The sequence below is a fragment of the Evansella halocellulosilytica genome (assembly GCF_002335745.1).
GTDB lineage: Bacteria > Bacillota > Bacilli > Bacillales > Salisediminibacteriaceae > Bacillus_CA > Bacillus_CA halocellulosilytica.
The window spans coordinates 1,244,657-1,262,995 of sequence record NZ_NIST01000001.1; the positions used below are offsets into that span (position 1 = coordinate 1,244,657).

The window sequence follows — 18,339 nt, forward strand, 5'->3', positions numbered from 1 at the left end:
AACATATGGAGTCGCACACTGTGAAGGGGATTTTCGGCTCAGCAAATTTTCCTGATATTAACCTTGCTCTTTCATTATTATAGAATCAGCGTGTAACCTTTGACCGAAACGTGTTGCTGCATGATGAATCTGCTCTTTTACAATTTGACGATCAACATTATCTTCATAATGCATCGTCATTTCTAATTTCTTCTTTGATCGATCTAGTTTAGGATCGACTCTTCCGACAAGACGGTCTCCAACGAGAACAGGCATCGAATAAGGTCCGTATGTTCTCTTTTTTGCAGGTGTATAGATTTCCCACCGGTATGTAAAGTCAAAGATGTCTTCGATGCGTTCTCTGCGCCATAAAAAGTTATCGAGAGGCGGCAAGAAAGAAACATTTGAGAGCGGTAAGGATTCATCTTGCTCCTCAAGTTTCATAAGTGAATCTTTATCTTCAGTAAGAATATAGTATAGGCGGTCAACACCTTCAATTTGAACAGGAAGGAGCACGTCTTTGTCAACCAGAATTTTCAGCGACTCTCTACGTTCAGCAGCCTTCATTTTTTGCCAGCCGAAGCGTGGATCTGTTCCATCAATGAATCGATAAGCTCGTAAATATTTATGTAAGAGGCGAGTGCTTGCCTCCTCATGACTAATTTCTTTCGCTTCTTCTAAGTAATTTTGCGGGATCGCCTGCTCTGTCAATGCGAAATAGCGTTCAGCCCCTTGGCGCCCACAAACTTGGATTTCACCGGTAGTAAACAGCATACTGAGAACATGAGAAGTTTCTTTCGTTTTAGCACTATCAGGATAGTCCCAGCCACCAACAACTTTTGCCTCAGATTGAAAGGCTTTTGACGGTAATGAACCGTGTTTATCCAACTGCTTAAAAATAAACCGAATCGTCTCTTTATATTGATGACGTTCTTTTTCTAACAATTTTTTCACTTTTTCCCTTTTTGCTTCAAAAATTGGAAAGTCAGACATCGGAATGTAACAAGCGGCATTGGCAAAGTATTCAAATGCTTGTTTTCGCTTCAAATGTTCTCCGAAAATCTCTGGTTCATAATCGTCGATGCGATTCATTAATACGAGGTGGTGATTTCGTTCAATGATCGCAACTGGGTCAAGCTGAACACATTCAAGCTGTTGGAGGACGGAATGAAAATCATCCCGTGTGTAGTTGGAAAACAAACCTAGCTTCTTAATGATAAATTGGCGAGCGCTCCGTTTACTGATTTTAAGCATTTTTTCAGCCCCTCACTTATTTTATGGTTACGAATATCGTCTATCGAGTTTTCTTACGCTTTCGGTAATTTTGGGATTTAACTCGACTTCCACAAACCTCCATCGAACACCAAGTACCAGACAAGTTTTTAGAAAGGTCGTAAAATACCCAGTAACAAGTATGGTAGGGACACGTTTTCAGACGCTTCCACGTCCCATCCCCCATAGCCTGGAAAATGATTTTCATCATATCCCCGATTGCATGATCTACACTACTGCCAACCTGTATGATCTCCATCTCTTTATTTGATTGGAATTGAAACTGAAACGTAGACGCTCTAGCAATTTTATTTATGGTTTCTAGACTGATTTGGTCAAGATTTTCACCATTATTAGCTAAGAGAATCTTTCTGAGCGCTTCTCTGAATTCAAGTGCTTTATTCCAATCGTCAATTGTTACCGTTTCTTGTTTATTTAAAAACTCATAGTTAATAAGCCAAGCTGTCAATTTTTCCGCATTGTCAAATTTATCTTTTTGACTTTCGATGTCATTTGAATTCACAAATGCTTGTATGAGAGCAAGCTCACCTGGAGCTTGTTTTTGTCCAGTCTCTTCAATAGGTACCTTTCTCATGAAAACGATCATTCCTTTCATTCTCTATTTAACATGAAACAGATAAGGAAAGCAACAAAAATGTCACCATCAAAATGTATTGACAGGTGACTCGTCACCATTGTAATGTTTTAGATAGTAACAATAATCTATTAAATGAAGAAAGGGTGTTGGATGTGAGGTTAGATTGTTGGATGAGTGAATCGTTGAAGACGTTAATGAAGGAAACGTGTGAAGGTCCATCAGAAAAGGGGAGTCATTATACGTCGGTCGACCCTGATGCTGGACTTTTCGGTACGTTGCGAGCACTAACTGCACAACGTGTATCAGAGCCACAAAAGATGAGTAAAGCCCCGATTGTCTCCCATGTCTACCATACTTGTTATTATTTAAAAGTGATGAATTCCCAATTTACAAATAAGCCGATGAAATATGATGATGATGACAGTTGGAACGTAATCGAAGTAAATGAGGAGCAGTGGCATGAAATTCTTGAAGAATTTAAAAGAGAATACGACACCTTTATTGAAAAAATAGAGGTTGAGGAAGAGTGGGGTGAGGAAAAAGTCCAATCAGCTTTAGCGACATTAGCACATTCTGCCTATCATTTAGGATCGCTGCGCCAAATGGTCTGTTAATATTTTTGAAGGTGCGCCAGGTTGATAAACAACACTGGCGTTTTTTACATTTCATGACAAAAGAACGAGGATTTTGATAGAAAATGTAAAAAAATATCATTATTTTTATCGAATTTTAACAATTTTCTGACTCGATCTTGTAAAATGTGATTAACGAATGATCTAAATATAATTTAGGGCAGGGACTTTATGATGAAAATATGGTTAAATCAAGTATTTATTGTAGTGCAGTACGTTTTATTATGTTTATCTGTTATATTGCTTGTACATATTCCAAGAGGTGTTCAGTTTATCCCGCACGATTACCATGTAGAACGAAATTATGATTGGCGTATCGAGGAATATTTAGAAAATCTTCGTGTTTATTTCTCTAATCTATTTCTGCGCGGGAGTCTTGGAGAAAATATATACGGAAATCCTGTTTTTGAAGATGTAGTCATCTACTTTTTTCAAAGGAGTTTGCCAATTATAATCGTGACCTTTCTAATCGCTGCTTTATTTGGTGCAATGATCGGGACAGTCCTTTATAAATTAAAAGATAAAATAACGGGTCAAATTTTATCGTGGATAACATGGTCAGGACAGGTTTTGCCAGATTTCTTTTTTTACTTCGGGTTTCAACTTTTATTATTTACATTGTTCCGGTGGGGATTCCCATCTTTTTCGATCTATGGTTTTCACGGAATACATAGCTACGTGATGGCCGTACTTTTATTAGGAATGTTCCCTTCAGTTTATTTAGCCGTTATTGTCAAACATTATCTTGAAGATGAACATAAGAAGAAGTACGTTGAAACAGCACATAGTAAAGGATTAAGTAAAATAGTTGTTTTAATGAAGCATCAGTGGAAAAATATAGTGAGCCGGATTATCACACATATGCATCCAGTTATGCTCATGATCGTCAGCAATCTGTTGATCTATGAATATTTATTTTATTTAAATGGCGCTGCGATGAGAAGCTATCTTGCGCTGGGGTTTCATGGAGCTTCGAACCAAGGGAGCTATCGTTCGATCGTATCTGACAATGTGTTTGAGCCAGAAGTTATCATAGCATTATTTACATGTTTTATTATCTTGATCTACCTTGCTCATTTGAGTCAAGTTCTCGTTAAAAGAACACTCATGAAAGGGGGAGATCAAGGGTGAGACCTTTATATATCGTGTCGTTAAGTTTAATCGCTGTACTACTGTTCGCCTGCATGATTGTGCCGTTTTTTCTACCAGCTGAAATGGAAAAGGTTGTTTTTATCGATATGGAAGACGGGAGCAGGTTGTTTCCACCGATACCGCCATCAAATGAATACCTTTTAGGGACAGATGAATTTGGTCAAGACCTGCTCCATCAAGTACTTTTATTTGGGCGTAATACATTGCTGCTCGTTTTTGCGATTACCTTTTTTCGCTTCGTTCTTTCAAGCGTCATTAGTTATTTTGTTGGGAAGAAAGGCACTGTAAGCTATTGGATAACCGAGAAAATGAATCACTATTTGTCAGGCTTGCCGGTACTTTTGCTTGCGATTTTATTTATGAATCTACCGATTATTGAAGCAGCAACTTTTAGAACATTTTATATTGTCTTCTTTCTAATCATAATCGAATGCGGAAGACTTTCATTTTTATTATCACAAGAATGGCATCATTTAAGAAGAGAACCTTTTTACGAGGCTTCAATTATGACCGGTTCTGACTCCTGGTTCCGGTTAGGAAAATATGATCTTCGCCATGTCGGTCCAACGATGACGGTGATGTTTTTTCAGGAATTAGCGAAGGTGATGCTCTTAATCGGCCAATTAGGCTTTCTTTCAATGTTTATTTCTCAACAGTGGTTCACAATGGATGGAGGTCCCGTCGAAGTTCAAAATACATTTGGTACGTGGGGAAGTATGTTGAGTGATACGCGGCAATATATTCGAGATGAACCTTGGATTCCTCTCGTTCCTATTGTAGCGATTACATTAGCGATGTTTACGTTCCATCATTGTGCATTATCGCTAAAAACATATTTTCAAAAATTTCAACGTTAGTATGTATAAGTGAAATGAAGGGTGCATCGTAACCCTTCATTTTTTTTCATGTTTTTTCTCTTCAAGGTACATATTAACGAAAGTGGTAAAAAACAAGTAAATATTTTAAGATAGAATGAAACCAATCTCCATTGAGGTGCGTATATACGGAATAGTTCATTATTATATAGAGTTTTAATGGGTAATATATTGTTTTGTAAGGTGTAACTCGTTAGGTGAACAGTGGAGTTGTGTAGATATTTGTCATCTGCAAAACAAAGAGATATAATTTTCTAAGAAAATATTATGAAGACATTAACATCATGTTACAGGTGGTTGAAAAATGAAGAATGCTGGGAAGATTTTTATACAAGATTTAAAAAATATTAAAAGGGTTCCCTTAGTTGGGATCTTACTAATCGGTTTGGCGATATTGCCATCCCTTTATGCTTGGTTTAATTTAAGTGCATCTTGGGATCCATACGCGAATACACAAGGGGTTCAAGTTGCTGTCGTAAATGAAGACGTCGGTACAGAAATTGACGGGCATCAAGTCAATATTGGTGAGGAACTTGTTGAAAACCTCATGGAAAATGAAAATTTAGGATGGCAGTTTGTTGACAGACAACAAGCTGAACAAGGTGTCAAATACGGTGATTATTACGCCAGTATTTTTATTAGTTCATCGTTTTCGGAAGACTTGGCAAGTGTCATAGAAGGAGAGCCGATATCTTCTGAAGTACATTATCAAGTAAATGAAAAGATCAATGCGATTGCTCCGAAAATGACATCAGCAGGAGCGACAACGATCGTCAAGGAAATAAATGATCAGTTTGTCGAAGAGACTTCAAAAGCTTTATTTCAAGAATTTGATCATATTGGGCTTCAGCTTGAAGAAGAGCTGCCCACGATTCGTCATATGAAGCAAGTCGTTTTTGAGTTGGAAGAACGTTTTCCACAAATCAACGAATTTGCTGAAATGGTGATTCATATTGATGATAACTGGGACCAAGTGGATGAACGAGTACAGCAATTTTTAGATTTAGAAGAGTTAATTCCTCAAGTTCGAGATGGTGCGAATCAAATCCTTTACCTTGAAAGTCATATGTCTGATATTAATGAGTTAGGTGAAGGTGTACTCGAGCTAGAGCAAGCGATTCCGGAGATTGAAGCTGCAGCTGAAGAAATGGGGAGAATCAATGAACACTTTTCTCAAATTGCTGAAATGCTTGAGGAAGCCTTGGAAGGAGCAATAAGTGCTCAAGAGACGATTCAAGCAGCTCAAGATATTCTTCCAGCTATTGAGGAGCGTACAGCCTCAGCAGAAGAGTATATGGAAGCTCTCATGATATTTATTGATGAAGCAGAGGGAGCAGCCGACCCTGTATTACAATCTGTTACACAGCAAGTACTCTTTGCTAATCAAGCAGCTGCTGCAGCGGATGAAGTGTTATCGTTACTTGAAGATGAGGCAACACATGAGGAGGCTGCTGAGTCTTTAAAACGTATTGACACACAGTTAGCTTCACACGTGAGGATGCTTGAAAATGCCATTGAAATGTATACGATTCTTTATGAACATTCAGGCGATGATCAGTTACTTACAGTCATTGATCAATTAACGAGAGCAAAAGATAACCTAGAACTATTGCAAAGTGAATTGAATGTACTCGTCCAATCACTTGAAGCGGGTGAAACGCTTGGATCTGAACAAGTAACTGCACTTCGTGAGCGTGCTCAAGCTGCTGAACGAGCAACGAATGAACTTTATCATTTCTTACATGGTGAAGGGTCTGAGATCATTTCCAGCGCACTCGATGCTCTTGAAGCCGAGCTTGAGGATGCAGGCGGTTCAATGGCTGATACTTACGAAAGCTTACAAGCAATTGAGGATGTTTTACTAAATGCTGAGGAAATTGTCGGTACAGGGGAAGAGACGATCCGTGAGTTGATCGATCGATTTCCAGAGATTGAAGACAGAATTGATGAGCTTGTAATGCGCGTTCAAGATGATTTACCAACTGTTATTCAGACGATTGAACGAGCAGCTGATTTTATCCGGGATGACTTACCTGGGATTGAAGAGCGGGTTTCTACAGTTGCTGATTTTATTAGAGAAGATCTTCCTCAAATAGAAGAAGAGTATGGGAGACTTTCTGATCTACTTGAAGAAAACTTGCCTGAGATTGAACAGTCTGTAAGGGATTTGGCACAATTTGCTCGTGAGCAAATGCCAGAGATTGAAGAAAACCTGGGGGATGCTGCTGACAGAATACGTGAGCTTGAAGAAGAGGACCGCTTAAATGAACTCATAGCAGTTCTGAGAAATGACCTTGATCAGGAAAGTGAATTTTTTGCTAGTCCAGTAAACTTGATCGAGGAAGAGCTGTATCCAATCCCGAATTACGGTTCAGCTAATGCTCCGTTTTATACGGTGTTAAGCTTATGGGTCGGTGCACTATTATTATCAAACTTAATTACGACGAATGTTCATGCTGCTGACCGAAGACCTGAATATACGTTACGTGACATTTATTTAGGAAGAATGATTTTGTTCCTAATCGTCGGTATTTTGCAAGGGCTTATTGTAAGCATCGGCAACTTATTGTTGTTAGGCGTCTATGCTGCTAATCCGTTGTTATTTATCCTCTTTACTGTCATTGTATCAATCGTCTTTATGACGATCGTGTATACGTTGGCGTCACTGCTCGGAAATATCGGGAAAGCCTTAGCGATCGTCCTGCTCGTGCTTCAATTATCAGGAGCCGGAGGAACATTCCCGATCGAGGTGGCACCGCCATTTTTCCAAGCGATCAACCCTTACTTACCATTTACGTATGCGATTAACTTACTTCGAGAAGCGGTTGGTGGTGTGATTCCATCTTTAGCTTGGATAAATATATTCGTATTACTCGGATTTTGGCTGGTCGCAATTGCGCTAGGTTTGTTGTTAAAAGCGAAGTTGTCTGCTAGGATTGAAGAAACAGCAGAGAAATCAAAATCAAGCCGTTTAGTTGAATAAATACAGAAGCGGGAACCGTCCTTAAGAGGGACAGTTCCCTATTTTTATGTGTAAAGGCAAGTTAGCGTGTTGACAGGTTTAGTGATGAAGGAAATATGAATAAAGGGGGGGATGGATCAATACTTATAATTAAAAAAGGGGGAGCTCATGGCTGTTATAAATAGATTTTCTTCATGGAGAAATATGCCTTCTAATAATAACGATGGAGAGATGCTCGGTGTGTTGAAAAAAGGACTACCTAAAACTCAGTCTCCAAAACATGTATTAATTCTTGGGGCAGGAATGGCAGGCCTTGTCGCTGGATATTTATTAAAACAGGCGGGCCATTCGATCAGTATTATCGAAGGAAATACAAGAATTGGAGGACGTGTTTATACTGTAAGAGCCCCATTTTCAAACAGAAATTACTTTGAAGCAGGAGCAATGAGAATTCCAGGTCATCACCGTTTAACGATGGAGCTCATCCGGCAATTTGGTTTATCCGTAATTCCATTTATCGGAAGTACGGAAAATGATTTAATTTTTGTAAACGATCAGTTAGTTAGAAGATATCAGTATGAGGAGAACCCTCGTATATTAAGATTTCCTCTACCTGAGCATGAAGCAGACAAAACAGCATTTCAGCTTCTTGAAACAGCACTCCAGCCATTTATTGATCTATATAGGAATGTTTCAGAGATCGATCGAAATATACTTATCGAGAGGTTCGATCAATATTCGTTTGGCTCGTTTTTGAGGGAAAATCCTTTAGCAAGGCCATTATCAAGTGAGGCAATATATAAAATTGAAGTGATTTTAGGTATTGAAGGGTTTCCGGAATTATCGTTTATTGATATTTTTAGAAATGTTATTGATACAATCTTTCGTGAGGACATTCAGTTTTATGAAATTTTAGGAGGAAATGACCAGCTACCGAAGTCATTTTTACCTTTTCTTCGTGAAAATATTTATTATGATCAAACTGTTCAACGAATTGAACAGTCCCCAACAAGTGTTGAAGTCATTACAAAGAGCAGTGGGCGTCAAATAGAAGCTACTTTTTCTGGAGATACGGTGATTACGACGATTCCATTTTCCGCTTTTCAATTTGTTAATATCGTCCCGTATGAGTCAGTATCCTTTTTAAAAAGAGAGGTCATAAAAAAGCTTCATTATGTTTCAGCAATGAAAATAGGGTTGGAATTTGAAGAAAAGTTTTGGGAAGAACTTAGCATACGTGGTGGTAGTCTCATTACTGACCTCCCTATTAAAACAATGTATTATCCGAGCCATAACATTGGAGATCCTGGATCTGACATTATACTTGGTAGCTACACTTGGGGGGATAATGCAAGGGTTTGGGAGCCGTTATCAGAGGAAGAGAGAATTACACAAGCACTTAGATATTTAACAGAGATATATGGAGAATCGGTATTAGAGTACTTTTTAGAAGGGATGTCGTTCAGTTGGGGAAACAATCCTTTTTCTGCTGGATGCTTTTCACTTTATGCACCTTATCAAGTTACTCGATATGAGGACATTATTAAGAAACCAGAGGGGCTTTTACACTTTGCTGGAGAGCATACATCTGAAATGCATGGATGGATCGAAGGAGCTGTGGAATCAGGTATAAGAGCTGCAATTGAAGTGAACGAGAGAAGATAGTAGGTATGTAAAAGATGAAAAAATGAACAACCTAACCGTATTGAATTTTTCCTTAAATACTTCTAGTATAGTGATAACGTTTATGGTTAGGGGGCAAACTTGTTGAAAGTAACCTTTCTAGGTACTTGTGCCGGAGTACCTGCTAAACACCGCAATGTGTCCTCTCTAGCATTGCACTTAGAAAATAAAAAGAATACGACATGGCTGTTTGACTGTGGAGAGGCGACACAGCATCAAATTTTATATACTTCCATTAAACTGCGAAAAATCGAAAAAATATTCATTACTCATTTACATGGGGATCATATTTTTGGTTTGCCTGGTCTGTTAGGCAGTCGTTCTTTCCAAGGAGCTGAATCAACGCTAACGATCTATGGACCAACAGGATTGAAAGATTTTGTTGATACAGCTCTAAAGGTTTCTGGAACATACTTAAAGTATCCTTTGGAAATGATCGAGCATGACGAAGAAGGCACGTTGTTTCATGACTCAAATTGGAGAGTGAAAACAGCACCACTTATTCACGGGCTGCCATGCTATGGATACAGAATTGAACAAAAGGATTTACCTGGTCCATTATTGATGGATAAAGTACACGAGTATGGAATTCCTGAAGGTCCCATCTTAAAACAATTAAAAAATGGAGAACGCGTTCAATTAGCAAATGGAACTGTTGTAAATGGCGAGGATTTTATCGGACCACCGAAAAAAGGGAAGGTCGTTGCCGTTCTTGGAGATACTCGTTACTCAGAAAACGCAATTAAGTTAGCAAAAGGAGCAGATACTCTTATTCATGAAGCAACGTTTGCTGCTGGAGAAGAAAATTTGGCTAAAGAGTATTTTCATTCGACGACCTTACAAGCAGCCGATATAGCCCAAAAAGCAGGAGCTAATCAGCTTATTTTAAATCATATAAGCTCCCGTTATCAAAAAGATGAGTCCGAAAACCTTGCTTCACAAGCAAAGCGCGTTTTTTCCAACACGTACATAGCAGAAGACTTAAGTCATTTTCAAATATAGTGAGTGACTGCCAATATTGTAAGTGCGAGAGATGAACGGGAAGCCGCTCCCTTAAGTAACTTAATTACGAAATACGTTCACGTGAAGGGAGTAGGCTATGTGGCAGATTCAATCATTTTTATGCGCTGATGTGCAATGTCTTCGATCTTTGCAGTGATTTCTTCTATGTCGCTCTTTAGTTTTAACATCATAGCAGACACTTCACTTTTAGCCTTTTCTACTTGATCAAGGGAGTCATTGATTTTCCCGTGAACCATCCAATCAACAATGAGACTGTTGAAAAAGTAATCTGCAAATGTGAGGAAATTTCCCATATTTAATTTTGCGTTAAAGTGATCTTCTATATCTTTTAACTCATCTTGGAAGTGGCGGAGCTCCTTTTGGGCTTCATGAATATCGTTTTTGGCCGTATCAAGGTGGCTATGTTTTACGGCTGTCGTAATCATCCCGCCGCCAAACAGATCAACGGTTGACCAGTTTTTAGCCTTACTTAGCGATTGAATCGCAAGATCTACTTTATTGTCTGCTATTAAGCCAGCCTCGATTGCTTCTTCGTACTCGTTTTTCATCGCTTTTAGCTCAGCTTCTTGTTCCGTTAATTCATAAAGTTCATGACTCCAATACGATTGCTGATCGTGTATGAGTTTTTCCTTTTCTTCAAGAAGGTGATGATATTCAGCTTCATACCCTGTGAATGTTGCGAGCAGTCCGTTATACTCTGCAATTTCTTTTTGCAAATCTTCAACGGTTTCTTTAGCCTCACTATATTTTAATTTTACTTCTGCTACTTCTTGCTTTTCTTTGTCGATTTTTTCGAGTTTTTTACCTGTAATCGAATAAAAAATATTTGTTAATGTAAAATTTTCAAGCCGCTCAACATCTTCTTTTTCTTTTTCGAGTTGGAGCTTAAAGTCATGAAGCCGTTCCTCTTCAAGGGAAAGGAGCAGTTTCGAGCGATCTATATGATCTTGCCACTTTTGATGTTTTCTCATACGTTCTTTCAAATCTTTTAAACGATCGTTTAAGTCTTTCATTATCGTTTTCCCCCCTCAGTCATATATACGGCCACTTTCATAAGCGGTTTCACCTTAAAGGTATTTTCTATATTTAATTTGATCATAACAAATGCATGAAAGAGAATCATTCATACGACAAAGAAAATCCGAAGCTTATATGTGTACGCCTCGGATTACTTATTTAAGGAATGTCTGTAAGCACTGTCTACGTTTATTCTTTTAGTTTATAAATAATATGATCTAATTCTTTCGTTAAAGCGCTTAATTTTTTAATATAGAGAAAAGTTAACCAATCTGCAAACGTCCTCAGCATAATACGGAGAACAAAGTTTACTAAAAAACATTAATTAAAAGTGACGGATAATATTCATAAGTATTTTAGTTTATAAGCTTATAACATTGAAAACTTTATCATTTGCATGAATGTTGTAAATTGAAAGGGAGGTGGAAATTTGAATAAATCTGCCCTATTTCAGTCTGCTTAAAAGGAGGAAAAGAATGAAGAATGTGATTACCATTAAAGGAGCTAAAGAAAATAATTTAAAGAACATCTCATTGGATATTCCTAAAAATCAACTCGTCGTCATCACGGGTCCATCAGGTTCGGGAAAATCAACTCTAGCTCTTGATATTTTACAGCGGGAGTGTCAAAGACAATACATGGAATCGAGTGGTATGTTGACCGATTCTGTAAATAAACCGAAAGTAGATTCGATCGTTGGACTTTCGCCTGCAATTAGTATCGGTCAACATATAACAAATCGAAATCCTCGGTCAACAGTAGGAACCATAACTGATATGTATACGTATTTACGACTTATTTTTGAAAAAATCGGTGAACGTCCATGTCCACATTGCGGAGAAGTGATTACCGCGAACAGTAATGATGAACAAGTAAGTGCGATCATGCATTGCCCAAAATGCCAACAGGAAGTTGAACCGCTTACGAGACGTCATTTTTCGTTTAATACGATGGAAGGTGCCTGCCAAGTATGCGGTGGGTTAGGGAAAGAAACAGGGCTTAATGAATCAGATGTCTTTGACGAAAATAAGAGTATACAAGAAGGTGCAGTCACATTTTGGCACGATTTTTATACAGAGTACAATGGTCCGATTTTGGAAGCGGCTGCCTCTCATTACGGATTTGAATTTGACCTAGCTATTCCATTAAAAGAGTTTACGGATGTCCAGAAGGATTTACTATATTACGGGGTAGAAAGTGAAGAATTTCGTGCCCACTTTCCTCAAGTTAAACCTCCGAAAAGTGTTGGGAAGGGGAAGTTTGAAGGTGTCATTCCTGGAATGTGGCGAAGATACAAAGAAAAAGAAGGGAACTCAGGAGAAGCGGAATATTTCTATCAACAGCAGTGTCGTGAATGCAACGGAGATCGATTAAAAAAAGCGAGCAGAGAAGTAACAGTTGGAGGAGCTTCTATCGTTGAAATATCTCGTTCTTCACTTAAAGATGCTAGAAACTGGCTCAATCAATTAACACAACAAATCAATTCACAAAATGCGGAAATCGCAGAAACGTTCATACACGACCTGACAATTAAAGTTAAGAGAATTATTCATGTTGGTTTAGGCTATCTCTCACTTGATCGTCAGGCTATTTCGCTATCTGGTGGTGAAGCACAACGACTCCGGCTTGCGTCCATACTCGGTTCAGGATTAACGGGTGTTCTATACATTTTAGATGAACCAACATCCGGGTTGCACCCAAGAGATACGCAGGGATTAATTAACGTGATGAAACAGTTACGTGACCTTGGCAACACCGTTCTTTTGATTGAACATGACGTCGCTGTCATGAAGGAAGCAGACTACATTATTGATATGGGGCCAGAGGCAGGTGAACAAGGTGGCAGAGTAGTTGGGGAAGGACCATTGCTATCATTGAAGGAGCAAAATGAATCTATTACTGGACGATACCTTCTCCAAAGTTCCTTGCCTAAATATCAGCCTAGATACGGTTCAGGTGAATATATAACGGTTCATGGAGCGACTAAACATAATTTAAAAAATCTCACAGTTTCATTTCCACTTAAATGCTTCGTCTCAGTAACAGGAGTTTCTGGATCCGGGAAATCGACTCTCCTTTTTGATTTGCTCGCTTCTCAAAAGAAAAAAGGTGTTTTTATTGAAGGTTGTAAGAACATAACTGGCTTAGAGAACGTTGAAGATATTGTTGAAGTAACTCAGTCACCGTTAAGCCGGATGCAACGCTCGAACATTGCTACTTATACGGATGTTTTCAGTCAGCTGCGAACGTTATTTGCTAGTTTGCCAGAAGCAAAAGCACGAAAGCTCCAAGCCAAGCACTTTTCGTTTAATACGAAAGGAGGTAGATGTGAACATTGTCAAGGATTAGGTGAAGTATTAATGGATATGCAATTTTTGCCTGATATGAAAATTCAGTGTCCAGTTTGTCACGGGCAAAGGTTTAAGGAAGGAGTGTTAGAGGTACGCTATGAAGGGTTTACGATCACAGAACTATTAAATGTAAGTATTTCACAAAGCTCGGCTATCTTTCAAAACAATCAAAAGATTACCTCAATGATTAAGTTGTTATCTGAAGTCGGTCTCGGTTATTTGAAATGGGGGCAAGCTGTTACGACACTTTCAGGTGGTGAAGGACAACGATTGAAGCTTGCGAAAGACTTAAGTAAAAAAACGAAAGGTAAAACACTTTATTTGCTCGATGAACCGACAACAGGCCTGCACCCGACTGACGTGAAAAAACTTATGTTTTTATTACAAAAACTTGTTGATGCTGGTAACTCTGTAATTGTCGTTGAGCATAATACTGAGGTAATTGCAGCCTCGGACTGGGTGATTGATATCGGACCTGAAGGAGGAGAGTCTGGGGGACGGCTCGTTGCTGAAGGAACCCCTGATGAAATTGCTTCGACAGAAGCTTCATATACCGGAAGTTTCCTGGAAAACTTATCAAGCTATTAACCGACTATTCTTAAAGAACGTTCTGATTCTGATTATATTTCAGACTCGGGGCTGATGACTATTTTGCTCAGTGCAGTAATATGGATATGACTGGGGAAACGTGAGTAGAGAAGAAAGGGTGAAGAGTATGAATCATAAGAATCACGACCTTGCTATTGAGGCGAAAGGTCTCGTAAAGACTTTTGGGAAGAACCGTGCAGTGGATGGTGTCGACTTAGCAATACCAGCTGGGACTGTATACGGCTTTTTAGGACCGAATGGTGCAGGAAAAACGACGACTATTCGTATGCTTGCTACATTACTTAAGCTTGATGGCGGGTATGCAAAGGTGTTAGGGCATGATCTTAAAAATGAAGCAGAGGCTGTTCGAAGCAGGGTGAGCTTAACAGGACAATTTGCTTCTGTAGATGAAGACCTTTCCGGAATGGAAAACTTAATCTTAATTGCAAGACTTCTAGGATATTCACGGAGTCAAGCGAAAGAACGGGCTTCTGATTTATTAAACGCTTTTGGATTGATGGATGCTGCTAAACGGCAAGTGAAAAATTATTCTGGGGGAATGCGTCGCAGACTAGATATTGCAGCGAGTATCGTCGTTACTCCGGACCTGCTTTTTCTTGATGAGCCAACAACAGGGCTAGATCCACGAAGCAGAAATCAAGTTTGGGATATCGTCCGTGCCCTCGTTAATGCAGGTACAACGGTCCTGTTGACGACCCAATACTTAGATGAAGCTGATCAACTTGCTGACAGGATTGCCGTCATTGATCGAGGAAAAATTATAGCTGAAGGGACGAGTGGAGAGTTAAAGGCATCCGTTGGGTCCGGTGCTTTGCACGTGCGTCTTTTAGACGAACAAGACCGTCCTAAGGCAGAAAAGTTGCTTTCAGATTTATTGGATGCACCGATTCAGTTATCATCAGACCCAACTGCTCTTTCAGCACGAGTAACAGATACCGAACGTGTAGCTCATGCACTCGGCGAGTTAACGCGTCAAAATATAGCATTGTCGGATTTTTCACTTGGACAGCCGAGTCTTGATGAAGTGTTTCTTACATTGACTGGACGTCCTCCAGAAGAGGATGACACGTCTGAGGAGGTTAAACAATGAACGAAACGTCTGAAAATCAAATCAATCAAATTGAAGATAAAGCTTTACAGGACGTCCTTTCTAAAAGAACACGACCAGAAAAGCCGAATGGTGTTACGAATTCCATGACATTTGGCTGGAGAGCTTTATTAAAAATTAAATACATTCCAGAACAATTATTTGATGTAACTGTATTTCCAATTATGTTTTTATTAATGTTCACTTATTTATTCGGCGGAGCGATTGCCGGTTCAACAGCTGATTATTTGCAATTCCTGCTTCCTGGTATATTAGCAATGACAGTCGTGACGATTACGATGTATACAGGGATGGAGCTTAACAACGATATTCGAAAAGGTATCTTTGACAGGTTCCGTTCATTGCCAATATGGCGCCCATCAGTCCTTGTCGGTGCTTTACTCGTTGATGCTGTCAGATATACGATGGCATCAGTCATCATGATTACTCTTGGTCTTATTCTCGGATTTAGACCGGAAGGAGGGGCACTCGGAGTCATAGCAGCCGTTGCACTACTCATTGTCTTTTCATTTAGCCTATCATGGATTTGGACGACACTTGGTCTTGTTTTACGATCAGAAAAATCATTAATGGGTGTCAGCATGATGGTACTCTTCCCGTTAACATTTGTCAGCAATGTATTCGTCGATCCGAGAACACTTCCATCATGGCTGGAAGCCTTTGTCGATGTGAATCCTGTTTCACTATTAGTGACTGCTACTCGGGGACTCATGCACGGGAATGCGACGTTTGAAGAACTGTTATGGGTGCTTGTTGCTTCAGGTGTGCTCATTGTCGTCTTTGCACCACTTACGATGTATTTTTACCGTAATAAAAGCTAAACCATTTTCAAACAATTAAAGTTAGTTATAATGAATTACCGTCTAATTAAATTAGGCGGTATATTTTTTTATACTATAAGAATTAATAAAACCGATGGATGATCGTACAACTGCAACTAAGGCTTTCACCATTAAGGCTTGGTGATAAGCCAATTTTGTTTATTTTTTAATTGACATAGTTATTTTTATGTATTATGGTTATATACATTAGTATATAACCATAAAACTATATGACCTGAAATCTAATAAAAGGTGGTGACGAAAGACTTGAGTTTTGATAATAGTAAGCCAATTTTTATACAAGTAAGAGAGCTAATAGAGGACCAAATTGTGAATGATCAGTTGAAAGAAGGAGAACAAGCGCCGTCTACGAACCAGTTAGTGAATTTCTACAAAATTAATCATGCTACGGTCTCGAAAGGCATCAATCAGCTTGTTGAATCAGAAATCTTATATAAAAAACGAGGTGTAGGCATGTTTGTAGCTGAAGGAGCAAAAGAAAAGTTGCTGCAAAAGAGAAAAGAAGCGTTTATTGACGATTACGTTTTACCGCTCGTTCAAGAGGCGGATAAATTAGCGCTCTCAAATGAAGAATTACTAAGTTTTATTCAAAAAGTTAAAGGACGTGAACATTCATGATGCTTGATATAGAACTCGATCAGGTCACTGTAAAATATGGTGACTTTGAAGCAGTAAAAGGTATAACGTGTAAACTGGCAGAGGGGAAAATCTACGGTCTTCTGGGGAGAAATGGTGCTGGGAAAACGACGCTCCTCTCTTTACTCGCATCGTTTCATGAACCTACTTTTGGTTCGGTAAAAATTGGAGGAAAGACACCATTTGAAAATGCTAACATCATGCAAAATGTAGCGTTTGTATATGATGTGGATTATAGTATGGAAACAGAAAAGGTAGAAAAGTTGATGGCGATCACCGAACGTTACCGGCCTCATTTTGACAGAGAATACGCCAACCAACTCATAAAAAATTTTAAACTGCCTGTTGAGAGACCATTAAAGGATTTATCGAAAGGGATGCAATCCGCATTTAATGTTACGGTAGGTTTAGCTTCCCGTTCTCCGGTGACGATTTTCGATGAAGCTTATTTAGGAATGGATGCACCTACTAGAGAAATTTTTTATAAAGAACTGCTCGAAGACCAAGCTAGACATCCGCGCACCATCATTTTGTCAACACATTTAGTATCAGAGATGGACTATTTATTTGAAGAAGTGTTGATGATCAATAAAGGAAGCCTGATGCTTCACGACGAATATGAACGTTTGCTTTCAAAAGGAGCATCGATTACAGGGAAGGATACAGAAGTTGACGAGTTCACTACTGGAATGGAAAAGTTATCTGAACAAACATTAGGGTCCACGAAGTCCGTAATGATTTATGGTGAAATGTCAGAGAAACAAAGGAATGAAGCGAAACGAAGAGGGTTAGAAGTTGGTCCAGTGTCGCTTCAAGACTTATTTATCCGCTTAACGAGTGAGGAGGATGATCATGAATAACCATTCGAACGTAAAAAAATTATTTAGCGATTTATTCCGAGAACAGCTGAAGTGGACGTATTGGTTTTTAGGGGTTCTCTTTCTCGCTCAAATTGGAATTAATGTGATTTTAATGAATACTGGTGAAATACCGATGGACTTTTTCACTTTCTCCTATGAATCAGGAAAAATTTATATGCTTGTCATCGGGGTATTGTCCGTCTATGTTTTTTTGTACCATTTAGTCGCGAATGGAATAACGAGAAAAGATTACTTTTTAGGGGCTATCCTCAGTGCTGCCGCTATTTCAGTGGCCATTATGGTCATAACTGCGATAGTGAGCGGTTTACAGTATGTCGTTCTTGATCTAATGAATGTCACGTTTACGTTAGAGACATCTTCTCAACTGAAATATGACAATTGGATTTTCTCTTATCTTGTTTCGATGATTAATCTTTTTGCGTTTTTCTCAATTGGCTGGATGATTGGTGCTGGATATTATCGCTATGGATGGCTCATCGGCTTTGCTTTTGTTGCGATTGCGATATTAGCCGTTAGCTTTATCGACGTGTCTTGGGAATTTAATATGAATGAATGGCTCTCTAATTGGATGCCGTTTTTATCTGAGCCTCCGTTTTTTGTCTCATTACTCGTTAGTATGATCATTATTTTGATTATGCTTTGGCTAGTCAGAGCCCTTACGAAAAGAGTCGCTATTAAAATGTAACGTCTAAGTTCGCCTCACGAGCCAACAACATTAC

At 38.9% G+C, this 18,339-nt stretch carries 15 protein-coding genes; 12 read left to right on the forward strand and 3 right to left on the reverse strand.

Annotated features, from left to right (window positions below):
* Nucleotides 1–57: 57 nt before the first annotated feature.
* On the reverse strand, nucleotides 58–1,233 hold the full coding sequence (locus tag CD001_RS06020; protein ID WP_096186654.1) for a DNA glycosylase AlkZ-like family protein: 1,176 nt from the start codon (nucleotides 1,231–1,233) through the stop codon (nucleotides 58–60).
* A gap of 40 nt (nucleotides 1,234–1,273) precedes the next feature.
* Nucleotides 1,274–1,846, reverse strand: a complete 573-nt coding sequence (locus CD001_RS06025) for a CGNR zinc finger domain-containing protein (protein WP_179298627.1) — start codon at nucleotides 1,844–1,846, stop codon at nucleotides 1,274–1,276.
* 155 nt (nucleotides 1,847–2,001) lie between these two features.
* On the opposite strand from CD001_RS06025, the gene CD001_RS06030 reads away from it, so the two are divergent.
* From CD001_RS06030 to rnz, 6 genes are all read left to right on the forward strand, one after another.
* Complete coding sequence (locus tag CD001_RS06030; protein ID WP_096186656.1) at nucleotides 2,002–2,463, forward strand: hypothetical protein; 462 nt, start codon at nucleotides 2,002–2,004, stop codon at nucleotides 2,461–2,463.
* A 189-nt stretch (nucleotides 2,464–2,652) separates the two neighbouring features.
* On the forward strand, nucleotides 2,653–3,612 hold the full coding sequence (locus CD001_RS06035) for an ABC transporter permease subunit (RefSeq protein ID WP_096186657.1): 960 nt from the start codon (nucleotides 2,653–2,655) through the stop codon (nucleotides 3,610–3,612).
* A complete protein-coding gene (locus tag CD001_RS06040) occupies nucleotides 3,609–4,490 on the forward strand; it encodes a hypothetical protein (RefSeq protein WP_096186658.1) in 882 nt (293 codons plus the stop codon). The genes CD001_RS06035 and CD001_RS06040 overlap by 4 nt, the downstream gene beginning before the upstream one ends.
* Nucleotides 4,491–4,812: 322 nt before the next feature.
* Nucleotides 4,813–7,491, forward strand: coding sequence for a YhgE/Pip domain-containing protein (locus CD001_RS06045; protein WP_096186659.1), 2,679 nt, complete (start codon nucleotides 4,813–4,815; stop codon nucleotides 7,489–7,491).
* 147 nt (nucleotides 7,492–7,638) lie between these two features.
* Entirely contained in the window at nucleotides 7,639–9,135 is a 1,497-nt protein-coding gene (locus tag CD001_RS06050; RefSeq protein ID WP_257009722.1) for a flavin monoamine oxidase family protein, read from the forward strand.
* Nucleotides 9,136–9,237: 102 nt separating this feature from the next.
* Entirely contained in the window at nucleotides 9,238–10,155 is a 918-nt protein-coding gene (gene rnz / locus CD001_RS06055) for a ribonuclease Z (protein WP_096186660.1), read from the forward strand.
* A gap of 95 nt (nucleotides 10,156–10,250) precedes the next feature.
* Here the strand turns inward: rnz and CD001_RS06060 are convergent, their stop codons facing one another.
* Nucleotides 10,251–11,189, reverse strand: a complete 939-nt coding sequence (locus CD001_RS06060; RefSeq protein WP_257009723.1) for a hypothetical protein — start codon at nucleotides 11,187–11,189, stop codon at nucleotides 10,251–10,253.
* 480 nt (nucleotides 11,190–11,669) lie between these two features.
* Here CD001_RS06060 and uvrA point away from each other — a divergent pair, with 480 nt between their 5' ends.
* The 6 genes from uvrA to CD001_RS06090 all read left to right on the forward strand — a co-directional run bounded on the left by uvrA (nucleotide 11,670) and on the right by CD001_RS06090 (nucleotide 18,305).
* A complete protein-coding gene (gene uvrA / locus CD001_RS06065) occupies nucleotides 11,670–14,132 on the forward strand; it encodes an excinuclease ABC subunit UvrA (protein ID WP_096186662.1) in 2,463 nt (820 codons plus the stop codon).
* A 127-nt stretch (nucleotides 14,133–14,259) separates the two neighbouring features.
* Complete coding sequence (locus CD001_RS06070; protein ID WP_096186663.1) at nucleotides 14,260–15,243, forward strand: ATP-binding cassette domain-containing protein; 984 nt, start codon at nucleotides 14,260–14,262, stop codon at nucleotides 15,241–15,243.
* Nucleotides 15,240–16,082, forward strand: a complete 843-nt coding sequence (locus CD001_RS06075; RefSeq protein ID WP_096186664.1) for an ABC transporter permease — start codon at nucleotides 15,240–15,242, stop codon at nucleotides 16,080–16,082. The genes CD001_RS06070 and CD001_RS06075 overlap by 4 nt, the downstream gene beginning before the upstream one ends.
* Nucleotides 16,083–16,349: 267 nt before the next feature.
* Nucleotides 16,350–16,721 (forward strand): GntR family transcriptional regulator, encoded by a 372-nt coding sequence (locus tag CD001_RS06080; RefSeq protein WP_096186665.1) that lies wholly within the window; start codon nucleotides 16,350–16,352, stop codon nucleotides 16,719–16,721.
* Entirely contained in the window at nucleotides 16,718–17,599 is an 882-nt protein-coding gene (locus CD001_RS06085) for an ATP-binding cassette domain-containing protein (RefSeq protein WP_096186666.1), read from the forward strand. Before CD001_RS06080 ends, CD001_RS06085 begins: the two co-directional genes overlap by 4 nt.
* Nucleotides 17,592–18,305, forward strand: a complete 714-nt coding sequence (locus CD001_RS06090; protein ID WP_096186667.1) for a hypothetical protein — start codon at nucleotides 17,592–17,594, stop codon at nucleotides 18,303–18,305. The genes CD001_RS06085 and CD001_RS06090 overlap by 8 nt, the downstream gene beginning before the upstream one ends.
* The last annotated feature ends 34 nt before the right edge of the window (nucleotides 18,306–18,339 follow it).